Here is a 15,051-nt window from a genome sequence, read left to right as displayed (position 1 = left end):
CACAACGCGAGTAACGGGTCCGCCGGGCCCGTTGCCCGGAGCCCGCGGCGGCCGGGGTGCATACGCACCCCGGCCGCCGCCGTGCTGTGCGCCCCCTGCGACCTGCCTCTTGTCCCCATTCTCGACAGAAGGGGCGCACGGGGCGCACCCCCGAGAGAGGATTGTCAGTGGTTCCCGGTAGCGTTTCGGCAGAAACGAGGAGTGGGCGGGCATCGGCGGAAATAGACCCTCTGTGGTCAGCTGCCGGGACACGTCCCGGAACGTGCCCTGTCCGTCGTGGGCCAGGTGCCGGACGGCATGCAGTGTCGGAGACAAGGAAGGACGGCGAACTGCCGTGTATCGCTGGGAGATCACCCGGGCCGCACTGGCGCAGCGCGTTTTCGCCATCGTCCGCAGCAGGACCTATGACGAGGCGAGCGCCACCGCCGACACCCTGCTGTCCGCCGGCATCACCAGCCTGGAGATATCTCTGACCACCCCGTTCGCGCTGGAGGCGGTCACCACGCTCTCCCGCGAGCTCGGTGACGACGCGGTCATCGGCGCGGGCACGGTCCTTGACGGCGTCTCGGCGCGGATGGCGGTCGACGCGGGCGCCCGCTACCTGGTGTCGCCCAGCCTGGACGCCGAGGTCATCAGCACCGGCCACCGCTATGGCGTGCCGGTCTTCCCCGGCGTCTCGACGCCGACCGAGATGGTCCGCGCCCTCGAACTCGGCGCGGACGCGGTCAAGCTGTTCCCCGCCTCGGCGCACGATCCGTCCTGGCTGACGGAGGTCCGGGCCGCGCTGCCGCAGGTGCCGGTGCTGCCGACGGGCGGGGTGACGGTCGACAGCGCGCCGGAGTGGATCGCCGCGGGCGCGGTCGCCGTCGGGATGGGCGCGGCCCTCTCCGAGGGGGACCGGGACACCGTCGCCAAGCGCGCCGCCGACCTCCTCGTCCGTCTCGACGAGGCCGCCCCCGGTCGTCCGACGACGAGGGGCAGCGCGGAGCTCTACGAGGACTGAAGTCCCCTCGGTTCGCCGCCGCCCGGGCCCCCGTGGCCGTTCCACCGGCCGCTCAAGGGGTGCACCGGCACCACGGCTCTGCCACGCTGAGAGCTTCGACCGAGTGCGCACGCCGCCGCGTACCGCAGTCCCAGGAGCCCTGATGAAGCGCGCCGCCATCCTCTCCGCCCTCGCCTGCCTGCTCGCCGTCAGCGCCACCGCCCCGGCGGCCTCGGGCGCTCCCGCGAGGGGCGGGGACACCGCCTCCCCGGCCGCCGGGAAGACCTCGGCCCTCGACGCCGTCCCGCGGCGCGGGGTGCTGCGGGTCTGCACCACCGGCGACTATCGGCCCTTCAGTTACCGCGACCCCAGGACGGGCAGCTACCGCGGTGTGGACATCGACATGGCCCGGGATCTCGCCAAGAGCCTCGACGCCAGGCCGCGTTATGTGGCCACCACCTGGGCACGGCTCGTCGGCGACCTGTCGGCCGGCCGCTGCGACATCGCCATGGGCGGGGTCTCCGTCACCCTCGCGCGCGCCCGCTCCGTCTACTTCAGCGCACCGACCCGCACCGACGGCAAGACGCCCCTGGTGCGCTGCAAGGACAAGGACAAGTACGCCACCCTGCGGCAGATCGACCGGCCCGGCACCCGGGTCATCGTCAACCCCGGTGGGACGAACGAGGAATTCGCCCGCTCCCATCTCCAGCACGCCGCCCTCACGGTCCATCGGGACAACACCACGATCTTCGACGAGATCATCGCGGGACGGGCGGACGTGATGATGACCGACGCCAGTGAGACCCGCTACCAGGCCAGGATCCACCCCGAACTCTGCTCGCTCCACCCGGACAAGCCCTTCACCTTCTCCGAAAAGGCCTATGCCCTGCCCCGCGGCGACAACGAGTTCAAGGCCTATGTGGACCAGTGGGTGCACCTGGCCACCCATGACGGGACGTACCGGAAGTACGAGGCCGCATGGATGACGAATTGACGAGTTGATGACGGGACGACGCGACGACGGGATCACGGGATGACGCGGCGCGGACGAGAGGCGGGAACCGGGATGGCCGGTACGGAGCAGGGGAGTGCGGCGCTCGATCTGGCGGCGGCGCAACAGGGGCTGGACGCCCAGCCGTTCAGCAGGCTGGTGCGGGCGCGGATCACCGGGTTCGGGGACGGCGGCGCGACACTGGAGATCGACATCCGCGAGGAACTCCTCCAGCAGCACGGGTTCGTGCACGGCGGCGTGCTGTCGTACGCCGCCGACAACGCCCTCACCTTCGCCGCGGCCACGGCCCTGGGCCCGGCCGTGGTCACCGGCGGCTTCACCCTCCAGTACGTGCGTCCGGCGCGGGGCCGCACGTTGCGGGCCCGCGCCGAGGTCGTCCACGCCGGGCGCCGGCAGGCGGTGTGCCGCTGCGAGCTGACGGTGATCGACGCCTCGGGCGCGGAGCGCGTGTGCGCGGTGGCGCAGGGGACGGTGCTGCCGCTCAACGGTCCCGCGGACGGCGCGGGCGCGGGCCAGGACGACCGGGCCGGCTGAGCGGAGCCCGGGTGGACCCGGCCGGCCCGCGAGCGGTCAGCCGCCGGCGCCGCTGTCACCGGCCGGCGCCCTGTGCCCGAGGAAGGTGAGCTGGGCCGTGGGCTGGGCGGGGGAGGCCAGGGTCATCACCCAGCCGTGGTTCATCACCTCCTCGAACCCCAGCAGGCCGTAGAACGTGCGGTTCTCCTCCAGGGCGTCGCACTGGAGGTCGGGGACGACGCGGCGTACGGACACCGGTGCGCTCCTTCGGGGCGGGACGGGCCGCTGCCGGGCCCCGGGGGCGGCAGCGGGGGTGCCGACCGGATTCTGCCGCGCGGCGGCCCGCACCGCCCGCACCCGCCGCCGGGCCCCCGCCCGCACGGCTCCCACCCGCCCTTGTCCGGACAATGTGACCTCCGGACTTCCCGTCATCTGCCCGGACGGATACGCTCGCGAGCGTGGGGAAACGCGAGAGTGAAGACGCCCTGGGCGCCGGGAGTACCGTCCAGTTCAGCGTGGACCGGAGCAGTCCGGTCCCGTTGTATTTCCAGCTGTCCCAGCAGCTGGAGGCCGCGATCGAGCACGGCAAGCTGGCCCCCGGCAGTCTGCTCGGCAACGAGATCGAGCTGGCCGGCCGGCTCGGGCTGTCCCGGCCGACGGTCCGGCAGGCGATCCAGTCGCTGGTCGACAAGGGCCTGCTGGTGCGCCGCCGCGGCATCGGCACCCAGGTCGTCCACAGCCAGGTCAAACGCCCGCTGGAGCTGAGCAGCCTCTACGACGACCTGGAGGCGGCCGGACAGAAGCCGGCCACCCGGGTGCTGCTCAACACCACCACCGAGGCCGATGCCGAGGTCGCCGCCGCGCTGGGGATCGCCGAGGGCGCGGAGGTCGCGCTGGTCGAGCGGCTGCGGCTGACGCACGGTGAGCCCGTCGCGCATCTGCGCAACCACCTGCCCGCGGGGCTGCTCCCGCTGGAGACCGCCGCGCTGGAGGAGACCGGCCTGTACCGCCTGATGCGGTCGGCCGGCATCACCCTGCACAGCGCCCGCCAGGCCGTCGGCGCCCGTGCCGCGACCGCGGAGGAGGGTGCCCGGCTCGACGAGCCCGAGGGCGCCCCGCTGCTCACCATGCAGCGGACGACGTTCGACGACACCGGGCGCGCGGTCGAGTTCGGCTCGCATGTCTACCGCGCGTCCCGTTACGCCTTCGAATTCCAGCTGCTGGTCCGTCCCTGAGCGGTGGGCGGGAGGGCCCCACGGCGGGTGTGCCGGAGGGGTGCTGTCCGGCTTCACGCCTCGTTCCACGGGCCGTCGGCCGGGCGATATCGCCCGTGATGCCCCACGCTGTCAGGCCACCGGCAGCCCTCCTCGTCAGAATGTTCTGACAAAGTATTGACGTGGCTCCGTGCGCGCCGTTACAAACTCCTCCAACCGCATTCCGGCGGCCGGGAGAAAAGGCGGTCCCACGATGAACGGCGTGCGTTCGGCGAGCCCCCGCACTGTCCGCGGCAGCACGGTGCGCAGGGCCGCCGCCTTACTGACCACCCTCGCGCTGGCCACCGGATGCGGCGCCGGCGCCCAGGACGGCGGCGGCGGAGCCGGCAAGGGCGGCCCGCACATGACGATCGGGATGGTCAGCCACTCCGGCGACGGCGACACCTTCTGGGACATCGTGCAGAACGGCGCGGAGCGGGCGGCCGCCAAGGACCATGTGAAGTTCCTGTACGCCCACGACAAGGAGGGCGCCCAGCAGGCCGCCCTGATCCAGTCGTACATCGACCAGAAGGTGGACGGGCTGATCGTCACCCTCGCCAAGCCGGAGGCCGTCCAGGCGGCCGTCCGCAAGGCCGTGGCGCACGGCATACCCGTCGTCACCATCAACTCCGGCGGTGAGTTCTCCCGGGCGTACGGGGCGCTGACACACATCGGCCAGGACGAGTCGGTGGCCGGCCGCGCGGTCGGTGACGAACTGAACCGGCGGCACGCCAAGAAGGTCCTGTGCGTCGTGCACGAGCAGGGCAATGTGTCCCTGGAGGACCGCTGCGCCGGTGTCCGCAAGGCGTTCCACGGGACGGTCGAGAACCTCGATGTCGACGGCACCAACGCGCCGGCCTCGCAGTCCTCGGTCGAGGCGAAGCTGCAGTCCGACAAGGCCCTCGATGCGATCGTCACGCTCGGTGCGCCGATGGCGGCGATCTCGGTCAAGGCCAAGGAGCAGGCGGGCAGCTCCGCGCAGATCGCGACCTTCGATCTGAACTCCGCCGTCGTCAAGCTGCTCAAGGCCAAGGACGTCACCTTCGCCGTCGATCAGCAGCCCTACCTCCAGGGCTACGAAGCCGTGGACCTGCTGTGGCTGCACCGGACCAACGCCGATGTGCTCGGCGGCGGCAAGCCGGTGCTCACCGGCCCCGCCCTGGTCACCGCGAAGGACGTACCGAAGCTCACCGAATACACCGGGCGGGGCACCCGGTGAGGCCCCGGCGAGGCCCCGGCGAGGAGGGGACCACCCCATGAACCGGGACAGATCACCGGTAACGGATACTTGGCCGGTTGATCCGGCCCGACCGGTGCCGTCGCACGACGTCACACCGGTACGGACCGGGCAATCCGGACAGCGAATACAACCAACGCGGCCGACACGGCAGCATCTGCGGGAAGGGCGAGTCCTCGTGGCACGGGTTCGAAGAAGGGGACGCGTCGTCAGCGCCGTGCTGGCGGCGGTGCTCGGCGCCTCCCTGGCGGGGTGCAGCAGCACCGGAGGCAAGCGCGCCGAGGACGAGCGCGCAGCTCAGGCCGCCGGCGGCAAGGCCGCGGTCAACACCCCCCGGTGGACGTTTGCGATGGTCACCCACTCGGGAGACGGCGACACCTTCTGGGACATCGTGCAGAACGGTGCCCAGCAGGCCGCCGCCAAGGACAACATCAAGTTCCTCTACGGGCACGACAAGGAGGCCCAGCGGCAGAGCGAGCTGGTGCAGTCCTACATCGATCAGAAGGTCGACGGGCTGATCGTCTCGCTGGCCAAGCCCAACGCCATGAAGGACGTGGTCGCCAAGGCCGAGAAGGCCGGCATCCCGGTGATCACGGTGAACTCCGGCGCCGAGGAGTCCAAGGCGTTCGGCGCGCTCAGCCACATCGGCCAGGACGAGACCGTCGCCGGTGAGGCGGTCGGCGAGGAGCTGAACAAGCGCGGCCGCAAGAAGGCCCTGTGCGTGCTGCACGAGCAGGGCAACGTCGGCCACGAGCAGCGCTGCGACGGCGCCAAGAAGACCTTCAAGGGCGATCTGCAGAAGCTGTACGTCGAGGGCACCAACATGCCCGATGTGCAGTCCTCCATCGAGTCCAAGCTCCAGGCGGACCGGGGCATCGACGCCGTCGTCACCCTGGGCGCCCCGTTCGCCGACACCGCCGTCAAGGCCAAGGAGCAGGCCGGCAGCAAGGCCGAGATCGACACCTTCGACCTCAACGCCCAGGTCGCGACCGGGCTCAAGGACGGCTCCCTCGGCTTCGCCGTCGACCAGCAGCCCTACCTCCAGGGTTACGAGGCCGTCGACCTGCTGTGGCTCTACAAGTACAACGCCGACGTCCTCGGCGGCGGCAAGCCGGTGCTCACCGGACCCCAGGTGATCACCAAGAAGGACGCCGCCGCACTGCAGGACTACACGAAGCGGGGGACGCGATGAGCCGGACCGAGACCTCCCCGGCGCAGCCCGCCAAGGGCGACGAACGGCTGCTGCACCGCTCCCTGGCACGCCGGCTGATGGGCCGCCCCGAACTGGGCTCGGTCGTCGGTGCCGCCGCCGTCTTCGTCTTCTTCTCGATCGTCGCCGAACCGTTCCTGCAGGCCTCCAGCCTCTCCACGGTGCTCTACGCGTCCTCGACGATCGGCATCATGGCCGTGCCGGTGGCGCTGCTGATGATCGGCGGGGAGTTCGATCTGTCGGCCGGTGTCATGGTCGTCAGCTCGGCGCTGATCTCCTCGATGTTCAGCTACCAGATGACCGCCAACACCTGGGTGGGCGTCGGGGTGTCGCTGCTGGTCACCCTCGCCATCGGGGCGTTCAACGGCCTGCTGCTGACCCGGACGAAGCTGCCCAGCTTCATCATCACGCTCGGCACCTTCTTCATGCTGACCGGCCTCAACCTCGGCTTCACCAAGCTGATCGACGGCACCGTCTCGACGAAGTCCATCGCCGACATGGAGGGCTTCGACTCGGCCCGCACGGTCTTCGCCTCGCATCTGACGCTGGGCAGCGTCGACATCCAGATCACCATCCTGTGGTGGCTCGCGCTGGTCGCCGTCGCCACCTGGATCCTGCTGCGCACCCGCGTCGGCAACTGGATCTTCGCGGTGGGCGGCAACGCCGATGCCGCGCGGGCGGTGGGCGTCCCGGTCACCAAGACCAAGATCGGCCTGTACATGGGCGTCGCGTTCGCCGCCTGGGTCTCCGGCCAGCACCTGCTGTTCTCGTACGACGCGATCCAGTCCGGCGACGGCGTGGGCAACGAATTCCTCTACATCATCGCGGCGGCGGTCGGCGGCTGTCTGATGACCGGCGGCTTCGGTTCGGCGATCGGCGCGGCCGTCGGCGCCTTCATCTTCGGCATGGCGAGCAAGGGCATCGTCTACGCGCAGTGGAACCCGGACTGGTACAAGTTCTTCCTCGGCGCGATGCTGCTGCTCGCCACACTCCTGAACGCATGGGTCCGCAAGCGGGCGGAGGAAAAGGCATGACAGCGCTGGTCGAGCTGGCCGACGTCAGCAAGTACTACGGCAACGTCCGGGCTCTGGAGGGGGTGTCCCTGGAGGTGCACGCGGGGGAGATCTCCTGTGTGCTCGGCGACAACGGCGCCGGCAAGTCCACCCTCATCAAGATCATCGCAGGGCTGCACCGGCACGACGCGGGCTCCTTCACCATCGACGGCGAGGAGACCACCCTGTCCTCCCCGCGCGAGGCCCTGGACCGCGGTATCGCCACCGTCTACCAGGACCTCGCCGTGGTTCCCCTCATGCCGGTGTGGCGGAACTTCTTCCTCGGCTCCGAGCCGACCACCGGCGTGGGCCCCTTCAAGCGGCTCGACGTCCGCACGATGCGCGAGACCACCCGCAGCGAACTGCTGCGGATGGGCATCGACCTGCGCGACGTCGACCAGCCCATCGGCACCCTCTCCGGTGGCGAGCGGCAGTGCGTCGCCATCGCCCGGGCCGTGTACTTCGGCGCGAAGGTCCTCGTGCTGGACGAGCCGACGGCGGCGCTCGGCGTCAAGCAGTCCGGCGTCGTCCTCAAGTACGTCGCGGCCGCGCGGGACGCCGGGCTCGGCGTGGTGTTGATCACCCACAACCCGCACCACGCCTACCTCGTCGGCGACCGTTTCGTGCTCCTCAAGCGCGGCACGATGGCCGGCAGCCACGCCAAATCGGAGATCACCCTGGAGGAGCTGACCCGCCAGATGGCGGGCGGCAGCGAGCTGGAACAGCTCAGCCACGAGCTGGCCCGCACCGCGACGCCGGAATTCCCAGGAGGCCACCGGCCCGACTGAGCACCCGTGGGAGATGCCACGCCCCGCACGGCCTCCGAGCTGTGCGGGGCGCATCACTGTCCGTCGCGATGCGCCGGACGCCGCCGGTGATGCACAATCGCAGCGAACCAGCACATCGAGGCCCCGGCCTCCCGAGACCCGCAGGGACGAGACGACTCTTGCGCGCACACAGCCGCCGCGACGGCGAAGAGGTGGGTCGATGAGCATGTACCGCGACCGGGTACACCGCGGATCCGCCCGCGCCACCGTGCTGCGCACGGTCGGCACCCGCGAGCGGCGCTCGCATCTGACCGCCCCCCGGGTGCCCACCGTCGGCATCGACATCGGCGGCACCAAGGTCATGGCGGGCGTGGTCGACGCCGACGGCACCATCCTGGAACGGGTGCGCACCGAGACGCCCGACAAGTCCAAGAGCCCCAAGGTCGTCGAGGACACCATCACCGAGCTGGTGCTGGACCTCTCCGACCGGCACGACGTCCACGCGGTCGGCATCGGCGCCGCCGGCTGGGTCGACGCGGACCGCAGCAAGGTCCTCTTCGCCCCGCATCTGAACTGGCGCAACGAACCGCTGCGGGACCGGCTCGCCGGCCGCCTCGCGGTGCCGGTCATGGTCGACAACGACGCCAACACCGCCGCCTGGGCGGAGTGGCGCTTCGGCGCCGGACGCGGCGAGGACCACCTCGTCATGATCACGCTCGGGACGGGCATCGGCGGCGCGATCCTGGAGGACGGCGCGGTCAAGCGCGGCAAGTACGGCGTGGCCGGTGAATTCGGCCATATGCAGGTCGTCCCCGGCGGCCACCGCTGCCCGTGCGGCAACCGCGGCTGCTGGGAGCAGTACAGCTCCGGCAACGCCCTGGTGCGCGAGGCCCGCGAGCTGGCCGCCGCCGACTCCCCGGTCGCGTACAACATCATCGAGCGGGTCGGCGGGCAGGTCGGCGACATCACCGGGCCGCTGATCACCGAGCTGGCCCGGGAGGGCGACGCGATGTGCGTCGAGCTCCTCCAGGAGATCGGCCAGTGGCTCGGCGTCGGCATCGCCAACCTCGCCGCCGCCCTCGACCCCTCCTGCTTCGTCATCGGCGGGGGCGTCAGCGCCGCCGACGACCTGCTGATCGGCCCGGCCAGGGACGCCTTCCGGCGCCAACTCACCGGCCGTGGCTACCGACCCGAAGCCACCATCGCCAAGGCCCAGTTGGGACCCGAGGCCGGCATGGTCGGCGCCGCCGACCTGGCCCGGCTGGTGGCCCGCCGCTTCCGGCGCGCCAACCGCCGCCGTGTCGAGCGGTACGAGCGCTACGAACGGACCGGCCGCCGATGACCGACACCGACCTGCACCCCCTGCACGACGACCCGCCCCCCGCCCAGCAGCCGCCCCGCGTCAAGCGCCGGCGCCCCGTGCTGATGGCACTGATCGTCTTTCTGCTGATCGCGATCCCGGCCGGCTACATCGTCATCTCCGCCGAGCAGAGCCGCAACAGCGGCGAGGGCAAGGAGTCGGAGGCCGCCGCCACCGGCCTGACCAACGCCTTCCCCTCCAAGGTCCAGCAGCGGATCTACAACGTCCCGGTCCCGATCGGCTCCACCCCGGTCTACTACTACGAGACCAACTCCTGGCAGACCAGCTCGCTGTTCGTCCAGTTCCGGACCAACGAGTGGGGGCTGGAGCACTACCTCAACGCCATCGGCACCAGCACCGCCGCGCTCAAGAAGGAGCAGCACACCATCCCGCCGGGACAGGCGTCGAAGGTCGGCTGGGCATTCGACGACGACCTGCCGTGGGCGGGCATCACCACCGCGGACCGGGCACCACGCCCCTCGCAGCGGATCATGGTCAGTTATGACGAGCCCGGGCACCCGGTCGTCTACACGGTTTCGACCGTGAAGTTCTGACCCCTTCCGGGGCGGAAGATCCCACACCGGTGGGGTACCGGTCCGTGATGGCGAGGCCGTCCGAACACGCGGGCAGGTGGTGGTGAGGATGTCCCGACGGATCCGGTCCAGCCGCAGGCTGCGTACGTAGGACATGGGTGACAGGCCGAGCCGGTCGCGGAATGCGGAGCTGATGGTCCGCGGGGCGCAGCCGGCGGCTTTGGCGATGTCGCCGAGGGTGATGCGCTCGGCGAGGTGGGCCTCGATGAGCGAGAGTCGCGCGCAAGGAGCGCGGGTGGCCAGTTTGCGGGCCGTCTCGCAACTCGCCGGTGTGCGAGTGCGGCTGGGCCAGGAGCAGCGCGGTGACGAGGCGGCGCAGTGGGCTGCGCTGGAGTTCGGCACGCTGGAACAGGGGCTCTCCCGAGTCCAGTTGCTCCAGGAGGGCGGGATCAGCAGCAGTACGGCCCGGCCCTTGGGCCTGGCCATGTCGAGCGCGAAGTCGAAGCGGACGGTGGACACAGGCGAGCGCTCGGTCAGTGCGGTGAACTCCCCTGCACTGGCCGCCCAGCGGCGTCGTGGCGATGGAGCCGCCGAACAGGCGGGCGGCGGCGTTCAAGAGGTCGACGGGGTGGGGGGCGGGTGCTCCAGGAGGCTGCTCCCACCGTGAGCCGAGGCGGTGCATGGTGGGTGGCGCTTGACGGTGCGGATGACGGGGGCGGTCTCGATGCCGTGGATCCGCGGGACCTCTGAATCGCCCGTTTCCGCGGCCCTGCGGCGTGTCTCGGATGGGTGAATCCGGGGATCCGGCCGCTCCCGGATTCCGGTAGGACCGTTGGGCCGGGAGGATAGCCGGATGATCGCTCTTCGGGTGTCCCCTGCTCATTTTCCTGTACACGTGCTTGAGGAGACGTCCCCTTGGCTACCGCTGATCTTCCTGGTCCTGATTCGCTGCTGCGCCGCACCTTGGGGGAGTGGCGGATCGGGTTGGTGGCGTGGCGGCTGCTGGTGCTGCAGACCGCGGATCCGGCGGTCGCCGCCGGTATGGCCGCCTTCTCCACCTACCGCGCGCACCCGTGGCGGCGTGTCGAGCACACCATGGACAGCGGGAAGCGGCTGTTCTTCTCCGACCGTGAAGGGCTACGCCGTGAGGTTGCCCGTCTGGAGCGCACGCACCGCCGTCTGACCGGGACCGACGAGCAGGGCAGGCAGTTCACGGCGTCGGACCCGGCGGTGCGGGTGTGGGTACTGGTCACCCTGTACGAGTGCATGACGGCGATGCGGGAACTGTCCGGACGTCCGCTGACGCCGCCTGAACTGGAGCAGATGTACGGAGAATTCCGTGCGGTGTGTGCCGAGTTCGGCCTCTGTGACGACCTGTTCCCGCCCACGGCCGCGGACGTGCCCGCGTACATGGACCGCACGATCCGCGAGCGCCTCGAATACAGCGAACCCGTGCGCTACCTGCTCTTCGACATGCTCCGTGAAGCACCCGCACCCCGCCGCCTCGGTCGCCTGAAGCCGGCCTGGCCGCTCGTGCGCACGGTGGCCGCCCACGTGATCGGTGCGCTGACCGTCGCGGACCTGCCGGAAGCCTTCCGCGAGCGCTTCCACTTGCCCCGCACCCGTCGCGCGGCCCTGCTGTCCTTCATCCTGCACCGTGGCCTGCGCGTGCTGATGAATGCGCTGCCCGAGCACCGCCGCTACCGCACCCCACCGGCGGGCAACTCCTCGACTTCGCAGCCTTCCACCGCCTCCACCGACCGTCCTTCCCCGCCGGAGGCAAGCCCCGTCCGGCTGCCCGCACCACGCCGCCGCAAGGGTGCCGATTCCCGCCCGGCGCGTCTGCGGACCTTCTTCGGCCAGGTCCTCGACCAGACCGGCGACGGCCGCATCAGCTCGGCCGATCTACAGGCCATGGCGCACAACGTGTGCTGGCCGCTCGAACTCACCCCTGAGCGCGAAGCCCGCGTCTATGCCGCCTTCGAGGCCTGGTGGCAGCACCTGCGGACCGGCATGGACGCTGACGACGACGGACAGGTGACCTGCGAGGAGTTCGTCACCGCCATGCTCACCGGGATCGACGCCGGGCCGGGCTATCTCGAGCAGGGGTTGCTTCTCGCGGTGCGGGCGATCTTCCACGCTGCGGACTCCGACGGCAGCGGACACCTGTGTGCCGATGAGTACCGCACGATCTTCGGCGGCTCCCGGGTCCACCCCGCCGAACTCAGCCACGGCTTCCGCCAGCTCGACCACGATGGAGACGGCCGCATCACCGAAGACGAATTCGTCCAGGCCTTCACCGACTACTTCACCGCCCGCACCGACAACACGGCCGGCAGCCAACTCCTCGGACGCCCATAGCGGCCGGTGCGGGCGAGGAGCCGGGGGCTGCCGCCGTCGGGTCGCGACGGCGGCAGCCCCCGCAGGTTTCAGCCCTTGCGGGGGGAGAAACCGCCGACGGCGTCGCCGTCGGCCGTGCAGTCCGTGTCGTGGTAGCGGTCGACGAAGGTGCCGGTGAGGCCGGTGAACGCGTCGTACGGGTGGTCCAGGGGCAGGTCTTTACCGACTCTGAACCGCAGCTGCACGTGGACGGACTCGCGGGGCTTCAGTGTCTTCGGGCCGGGGAGGGTGCCGCGGGCGTTTCCATCGGCCTGGCGCAGCGTCTTCCAGGCGCGCTGCGAGGTGTCCCAGTACTGCAGATCGCCGTACGGGCTCAGGTCTCGCTCGCCCTCGTTGTAGACGTAGCTGCCTAACGTGGCGCTGAGTTGGAACGACTTCAGCTCCTTCGCCGAGGCGTTGGTGAGCGTGGCGGTGTAGGTCGTCCAGTGAGTGCCGAGAGCGATCGACTTGGGTATGCCGAAGGTGCGGCCCACGAAGCTGTTGTTGGGGTATTGCCCGTTGCTGACGTCGGAGCACTTCGGGATTTCCGCGGCAGGTGCCGCCTGGGCGGCGGGCGCGGCGGCCACCGCCAAGGGGAGCAGGGCGGCCGTCGCGGCCGAGACCGACAGGGCGCGGCGCAGTTTCATGAAGTTCTCTTTCCTGAGTTCTGAGGCTGTGGATTCCTGGGTTGTCAGATTCTTGGAGGAATGGTTGGGCTTACCCGGTGACGTCCGTGGTGTCCGGACCGGCCACGCCCTTCCGGCGGCGCACGCCGATGACCGCACCCGCGCCGACCACCATCGCGGCTCCGCCGATGAGAGCGATCGCCGGGAGCGCGGACGAGGAGCCGGTCGCGGCGAGGTGGCCGCCGCCCTGCGGGCTGAGGCCACCGGTGGAATCGGAACCACCCGTACCGCCGCCGGACGCGGCGCTCTGGCCGGGCGCGGCCGCGCCGCCCGGCTTGCCCGGCTCACCCGGCTTGGCGGTCGGGGGCTGCGTCGGCTTCGCGCCCACGGGGAGGATGGTGAAGTCGTACCAGGCTTCCTTGGCCGAACCACAGGAGCCGTCGCGGCTGCGGTAGTCGCCGGCGGCGAGCGCGTACCCGGCGCCGGGCTTGGCGCCCTTGACCACGCGGGTGCGCAGTTCGAGCGTGAGGGTGCTGCGCGGACCGACGGCGAAGAAGCCGAACAGGTCCTCGGGCTCCGCGTCGTGGAAGGTCTTCCACCGCCCCGTCTTGGCGTCGCGGTACTCGGTCTCCAGCTCCCAGTATGGCCGGTCGACATTTTCGGCGGAGGACACGAGCAGGAAGGGCTGGACCTCCGCCAGGGGCTTGCCGGTGGTGTTGGCGAGCGTCATGGAGAAGGGGGTCCAGGCGCCGCCCGCGGTCAGCCGGCGCGGCAGCCCGTGGACGCCCACGTGCAACTGGTCGGACTCGAACGCGCAGGACGGACCCGCACCATCGGAATCACCGGCGTCCTTGCGTCCACCGGTGGCACCACCCGCGCCGGTGATCCCCTTGGTGGTCCCTTCGGCGGTCCCGGCGCCTTTCGGCGGCTTCCCCGGGGCGGGGCGGGCGGCCCCGTCGCGGTCCTGGGATGCCGAGCCACCGGCAGTGGCTTCGCCCGGGCGCCGCGGCTCGTCCCAGTTACCCGTTCCGCCGCCGCTCGTTGCGGAATCCGCTAACCGGTCCGCCGGTGGTGCGGCATCGGGGGAATCGGGAGAGGCGGGTGTGCGGGGACCGGCCTGGGACACCGGCTCCGTTGCGAACGCGGCGGCGGGCGCGGCCAGTACGGCGGCGGGTGCTATCACGGCAGCCGCTGCGGCGGCCGTCAGGGCGCGACGAATCTTCATCCGGCAGACCTCTCGTAGCCCAAGTGCCGCCCGGGCGGCACAGATTGACGTGCGTCATGTTCAGGCCGTGGGTGACACATGGTGTGCGTGAGTGCGCAGAACGCTTCCGTCTCCGTGGCGGTGGGGCTGACCCGCCGGAGGTGGCTGCACCGCCGCAGCCGGGCGGGTCTTCACTTGTGGGCGCTGATCACACCGCCGGCGCTGAGCACGATGTACACGCCGTTGGCGTCGACCCCCACGTCGTGCCCCTTCGTCTCCAGCGTGGCGGCCACGCCCTCGAAGCCGGTGATCTGCGCGCGGTACCGCAGCTCGCCGACCTTCGTGACCTTGGCCTGCCAGCCGCCCGCGAGCGTGAAAGTGCCCGGCCCCTGGTGCTCGCCGCCCCTCCAGGAGTGGACCTCGCCGCCCCTCGTGAGCACGACGTACATGCCGTTGGCATCGAGCCCGGCGTCGGCGTCCTGCCCCGTCGTCTCCATCGTGGCCACGACCGAACCGTCGCTGACGATCTCGGCGCGGTAGCGCTGGGAGCCGAGGTCGTAGATCTTGGCCGTGCTGCCGTCCACCAGGGTCTGAGTGCGGACCGGGGACCCCGTCTTGGCCCTGGCGGACCGCGCGCCGTCCGACTGCTTGCCCGCAGCGACCGACGTGATGCCGATCGTGGCATCGGGGCTCGCCGCGCCCTCAGAGCTCTGAATTCCGGACCAGCCCGCGGCGGTGGACGTGGCGGCGGCAGAGCTCGCGCCGGTGTGGCCCGCGGACTTCGCGTCGGCGGCGTCCGCGCCGGAGCAGGCGATCAGGATGAGGCCGGCAGCCGCAGTCAGGGCCGTGGCGGCCATGCGCAGGGTGCGGCGACGGGCGGTGCGGGCAGTGGTGCTGGAGCTCATGTCAGGTCCCCCGGGGCG

At 70.9% G+C, this 15,051-nt stretch carries 15 protein-coding genes and 1 pseudogene; 12 read left to right on the top strand and 4 right to left on the bottom strand.

The window, feature by feature from the left end; translation table 11 throughout:
• Positions 1-334: 334 nt before the first annotated feature.
• From OIU81_RS06860 to OIU81_RS06850, 3 genes are all read left to right on the top strand, one after another.
• Positions 335-1,003: a bifunctional 4-hydroxy-2-oxoglutarate aldolase/2-dehydro-3-deoxy-phosphogluconate aldolase gene (locus OIU81_RS06860; protein WP_329144895.1), complete on the top strand. Its 669-nt coding sequence runs from the start codon at positions 335-337 to the stop codon at positions 1,001-1,003.
• A gap of 142 nt (positions 1,004-1,145) precedes the next feature.
• On the top strand, positions 1,146-1,976 hold the full coding sequence (locus OIU81_RS06855; protein ID WP_329144893.1) for a transporter substrate-binding domain-containing protein: 831 nt from the start codon (positions 1,146-1,148) through the stop codon (positions 1,974-1,976).
• Between the two features lie 72 nt (positions 1,977-2,048).
• Entirely contained in the window at positions 2,049-2,528 is a 480-nt protein-coding gene (locus OIU81_RS06850) for a PaaI family thioesterase (RefSeq protein ID WP_329144891.1), read from the top strand.
• 78 nt (positions 2,529-2,606) lie between these two features.
• Here the strand turns inward: OIU81_RS06850 and OIU81_RS06845 are convergent.
• Positions 2,607-2,762 (bottom strand): annotated as a pseudogene (locus OIU81_RS06845) (VOC family protein); the annotation flags it as partial.
• A gap of 260 nt (positions 2,763-3,022) precedes the next feature.
• Here OIU81_RS06845 and OIU81_RS06840 point away from each other — a divergent pair.
• The 9 genes from OIU81_RS06840 to OIU81_RS06800 all read left to right on the top strand — a co-directional run bounded on the left by OIU81_RS06840 (position 3,023) and on the right by OIU81_RS06800 (position 12,280).
• Positions 3,023-3,742 carry a GntR family transcriptional regulator gene (locus OIU81_RS06840; protein ID WP_329154936.1) on the top strand — a complete coding sequence of 240 codons (720 nt, stop codon included), beginning with the start codon at positions 3,023-3,025 and terminating at the stop codon, positions 3,740-3,742.
• A 232-nt stretch (positions 3,743-3,974) separates the two neighbouring features.
• Entirely contained in the window at positions 3,975-4,979 is a 1,005-nt protein-coding gene (locus OIU81_RS06835; protein ID WP_329144889.1) for a substrate-binding domain-containing protein, read from the top strand.
• Positions 4,980-5,175: 196 nt separating this feature from the next.
• Positions 5,176-6,189: a sugar ABC transporter substrate-binding protein gene (locus OIU81_RS06830; protein WP_443073938.1), complete on the top strand. Its 1,014-nt coding sequence runs from the start codon at positions 5,176-5,178 to the stop codon at positions 6,187-6,189.
• The gene (locus tag OIU81_RS06825; protein WP_329144887.1) at positions 6,186-7,241 is read left to right on the top strand and encodes an ABC transporter permease; all 1,056 of its coding nucleotides are present in this window, start codon (positions 6,186-6,188) and stop codon (positions 7,239-7,241) included. The genes OIU81_RS06830 and OIU81_RS06825 overlap by 4 nt, the downstream gene beginning before the upstream one ends.
• A complete protein-coding gene (locus tag OIU81_RS06820) occupies positions 7,238-8,047 on the top strand; it encodes an ATP-binding cassette domain-containing protein (RefSeq protein WP_189097711.1) in 810 nt (269 codons plus the stop codon). Before OIU81_RS06825 ends, OIU81_RS06820 begins: the two co-directional genes overlap by 4 nt.
• A gap of 199 nt (positions 8,048-8,246) precedes the next feature.
• Positions 8,247-9,368, top strand: a complete 1,122-nt coding sequence (locus OIU81_RS06815) for an ROK family glucokinase (protein WP_329144882.1) — start codon at positions 8,247-8,249, stop codon at positions 9,366-9,368.
• Positions 9,365-9,940: a hypothetical protein gene (locus OIU81_RS06810; RefSeq protein WP_329144880.1), complete on the top strand. Its 576-nt coding sequence runs from the start codon at positions 9,365-9,367 to the stop codon at positions 9,938-9,940. Before OIU81_RS06815 ends, OIU81_RS06810 begins: the two co-directional genes overlap by 4 nt.
• Positions 9,941-10,214: 274 nt before the next feature.
• The gene (locus tag OIU81_RS06805) at positions 10,215-10,586 is read left to right on the top strand and encodes a hypothetical protein (RefSeq protein ID WP_329144878.1); all 372 of its coding nucleotides are present in this window, start codon (positions 10,215-10,217) and stop codon (positions 10,584-10,586) included.
• A 248-nt stretch (positions 10,587-10,834) separates the two neighbouring features.
• Positions 10,835-12,280, top strand: coding sequence for an oxygenase MpaB family protein (locus OIU81_RS06800; protein WP_329144876.1), 1,446 nt, complete (start codon positions 10,835-10,837; stop codon positions 12,278-12,280).
• A gap of 68 nt (positions 12,281-12,348) precedes the next feature.
• On the opposite strand, the gene OIU81_RS06795 is transcribed toward OIU81_RS06800, so the two are convergent.
• The 3 genes from OIU81_RS06795 to OIU81_RS06785 all read right to left on the bottom strand — a co-directional run bounded on the left by OIU81_RS06795 (position 12,349) and on the right by OIU81_RS06785 (position 15,033).
• Entirely contained in the window at positions 12,349-12,945 is a 597-nt protein-coding gene (locus tag OIU81_RS06795) for a hypothetical protein (RefSeq protein WP_329144874.1), read from the bottom strand.
• Between the two features lie 70 nt (positions 12,946-13,015).
• Positions 13,016-14,149: an LPXTG cell wall anchor domain-containing protein gene (locus OIU81_RS06790; protein ID WP_329144872.1), complete on the bottom strand. Its 1,134-nt coding sequence runs from the start codon at positions 14,147-14,149 to the stop codon at positions 13,016-13,018.
• 170 nt (positions 14,150-14,319) lie between these two features.
• Positions 14,320-15,033, bottom strand: coding sequence for a hypothetical protein (locus OIU81_RS06785; protein ID WP_329144871.1), 714 nt, complete (start codon positions 15,031-15,033; stop codon positions 14,320-14,322).
• Positions 15,034-15,051: the final 18 nt, after the last annotated feature.

Origin of the sequence: Streptomyces sp. NBC_01454 (assembly GCF_036227565.1) — a bacterium.
GTDB lineage: Bacteria > Actinomycetota > Actinomycetes > Streptomycetales > Streptomycetaceae > Streptomyces.
The sequence above is the reverse complement of the archived record's forward strand: the minus strand, read 5'-3'. Positions and strand labels throughout refer to the sequence as shown.

Excerpts from the sequence above, each read along its gene's own strand:
- OIU81_RS06855 (WP_329144893.1), top strand. The coding sequence starts at position 1,146 with ATGAAGCGCGCCGCCATCCTCTCCGCCCTCGCCTGCCTGCTCGCCGTC.
- OIU81_RS06850 (WP_329144891.1), top strand. The coding sequence starts at position 2,049 with ATGGCCGGTACGGAGCAGGGGAGTGCGGCGCTCGATCTGGCGGCGGCG.
- OIU81_RS06835 (WP_329144889.1), top strand. The coding sequence starts at position 3,975 with ATGAACGGCGTGCGTTCGGCGAGCCCCCGCACTGTCCGCGGCAGCACG.
- OIU81_RS06825 (WP_329144887.1), top strand. The coding sequence starts at position 6,186 with ATGAGCCGGACCGAGACCTCCCCGGCGCAGCCCGCCAAGGGCGACGAA.
- OIU81_RS06820 (WP_189097711.1), top strand. The coding sequence starts at position 7,238 with ATGACAGCGCTGGTCGAGCTGGCCGACGTCAGCAAGTACTACGGCAAC.
- OIU81_RS06815 (WP_329144882.1), top strand. The coding sequence starts at position 8,247 with ATGAGCATGTACCGCGACCGGGTACACCGCGGATCCGCCCGCGCCACC.
- OIU81_RS06810 (WP_329144880.1), top strand. The coding sequence starts at position 9,365 with ATGACCGACACCGACCTGCACCCCCTGCACGACGACCCGCCCCCCGCC.
- OIU81_RS06795 (WP_329144874.1), bottom strand. The coding sequence starts at position 12,945 with ATGAAACTGCGCCGCGCCCTGTCGGTCTCGGCCGCGACGGCCGCCCTG.
- OIU81_RS06790 (WP_329144872.1), bottom strand. The coding sequence starts at position 14,149 with ATGAAGATTCGTCGCGCCCTGACGGCCGCCGCAGCGGCTGCCGTGATA.
- OIU81_RS06785 (WP_329144871.1), bottom strand. The coding sequence starts at position 15,033 with ATGAGCTCCAGCACCACTGCCCGCACCGCCCGTCGCCGCACCCTGCGC.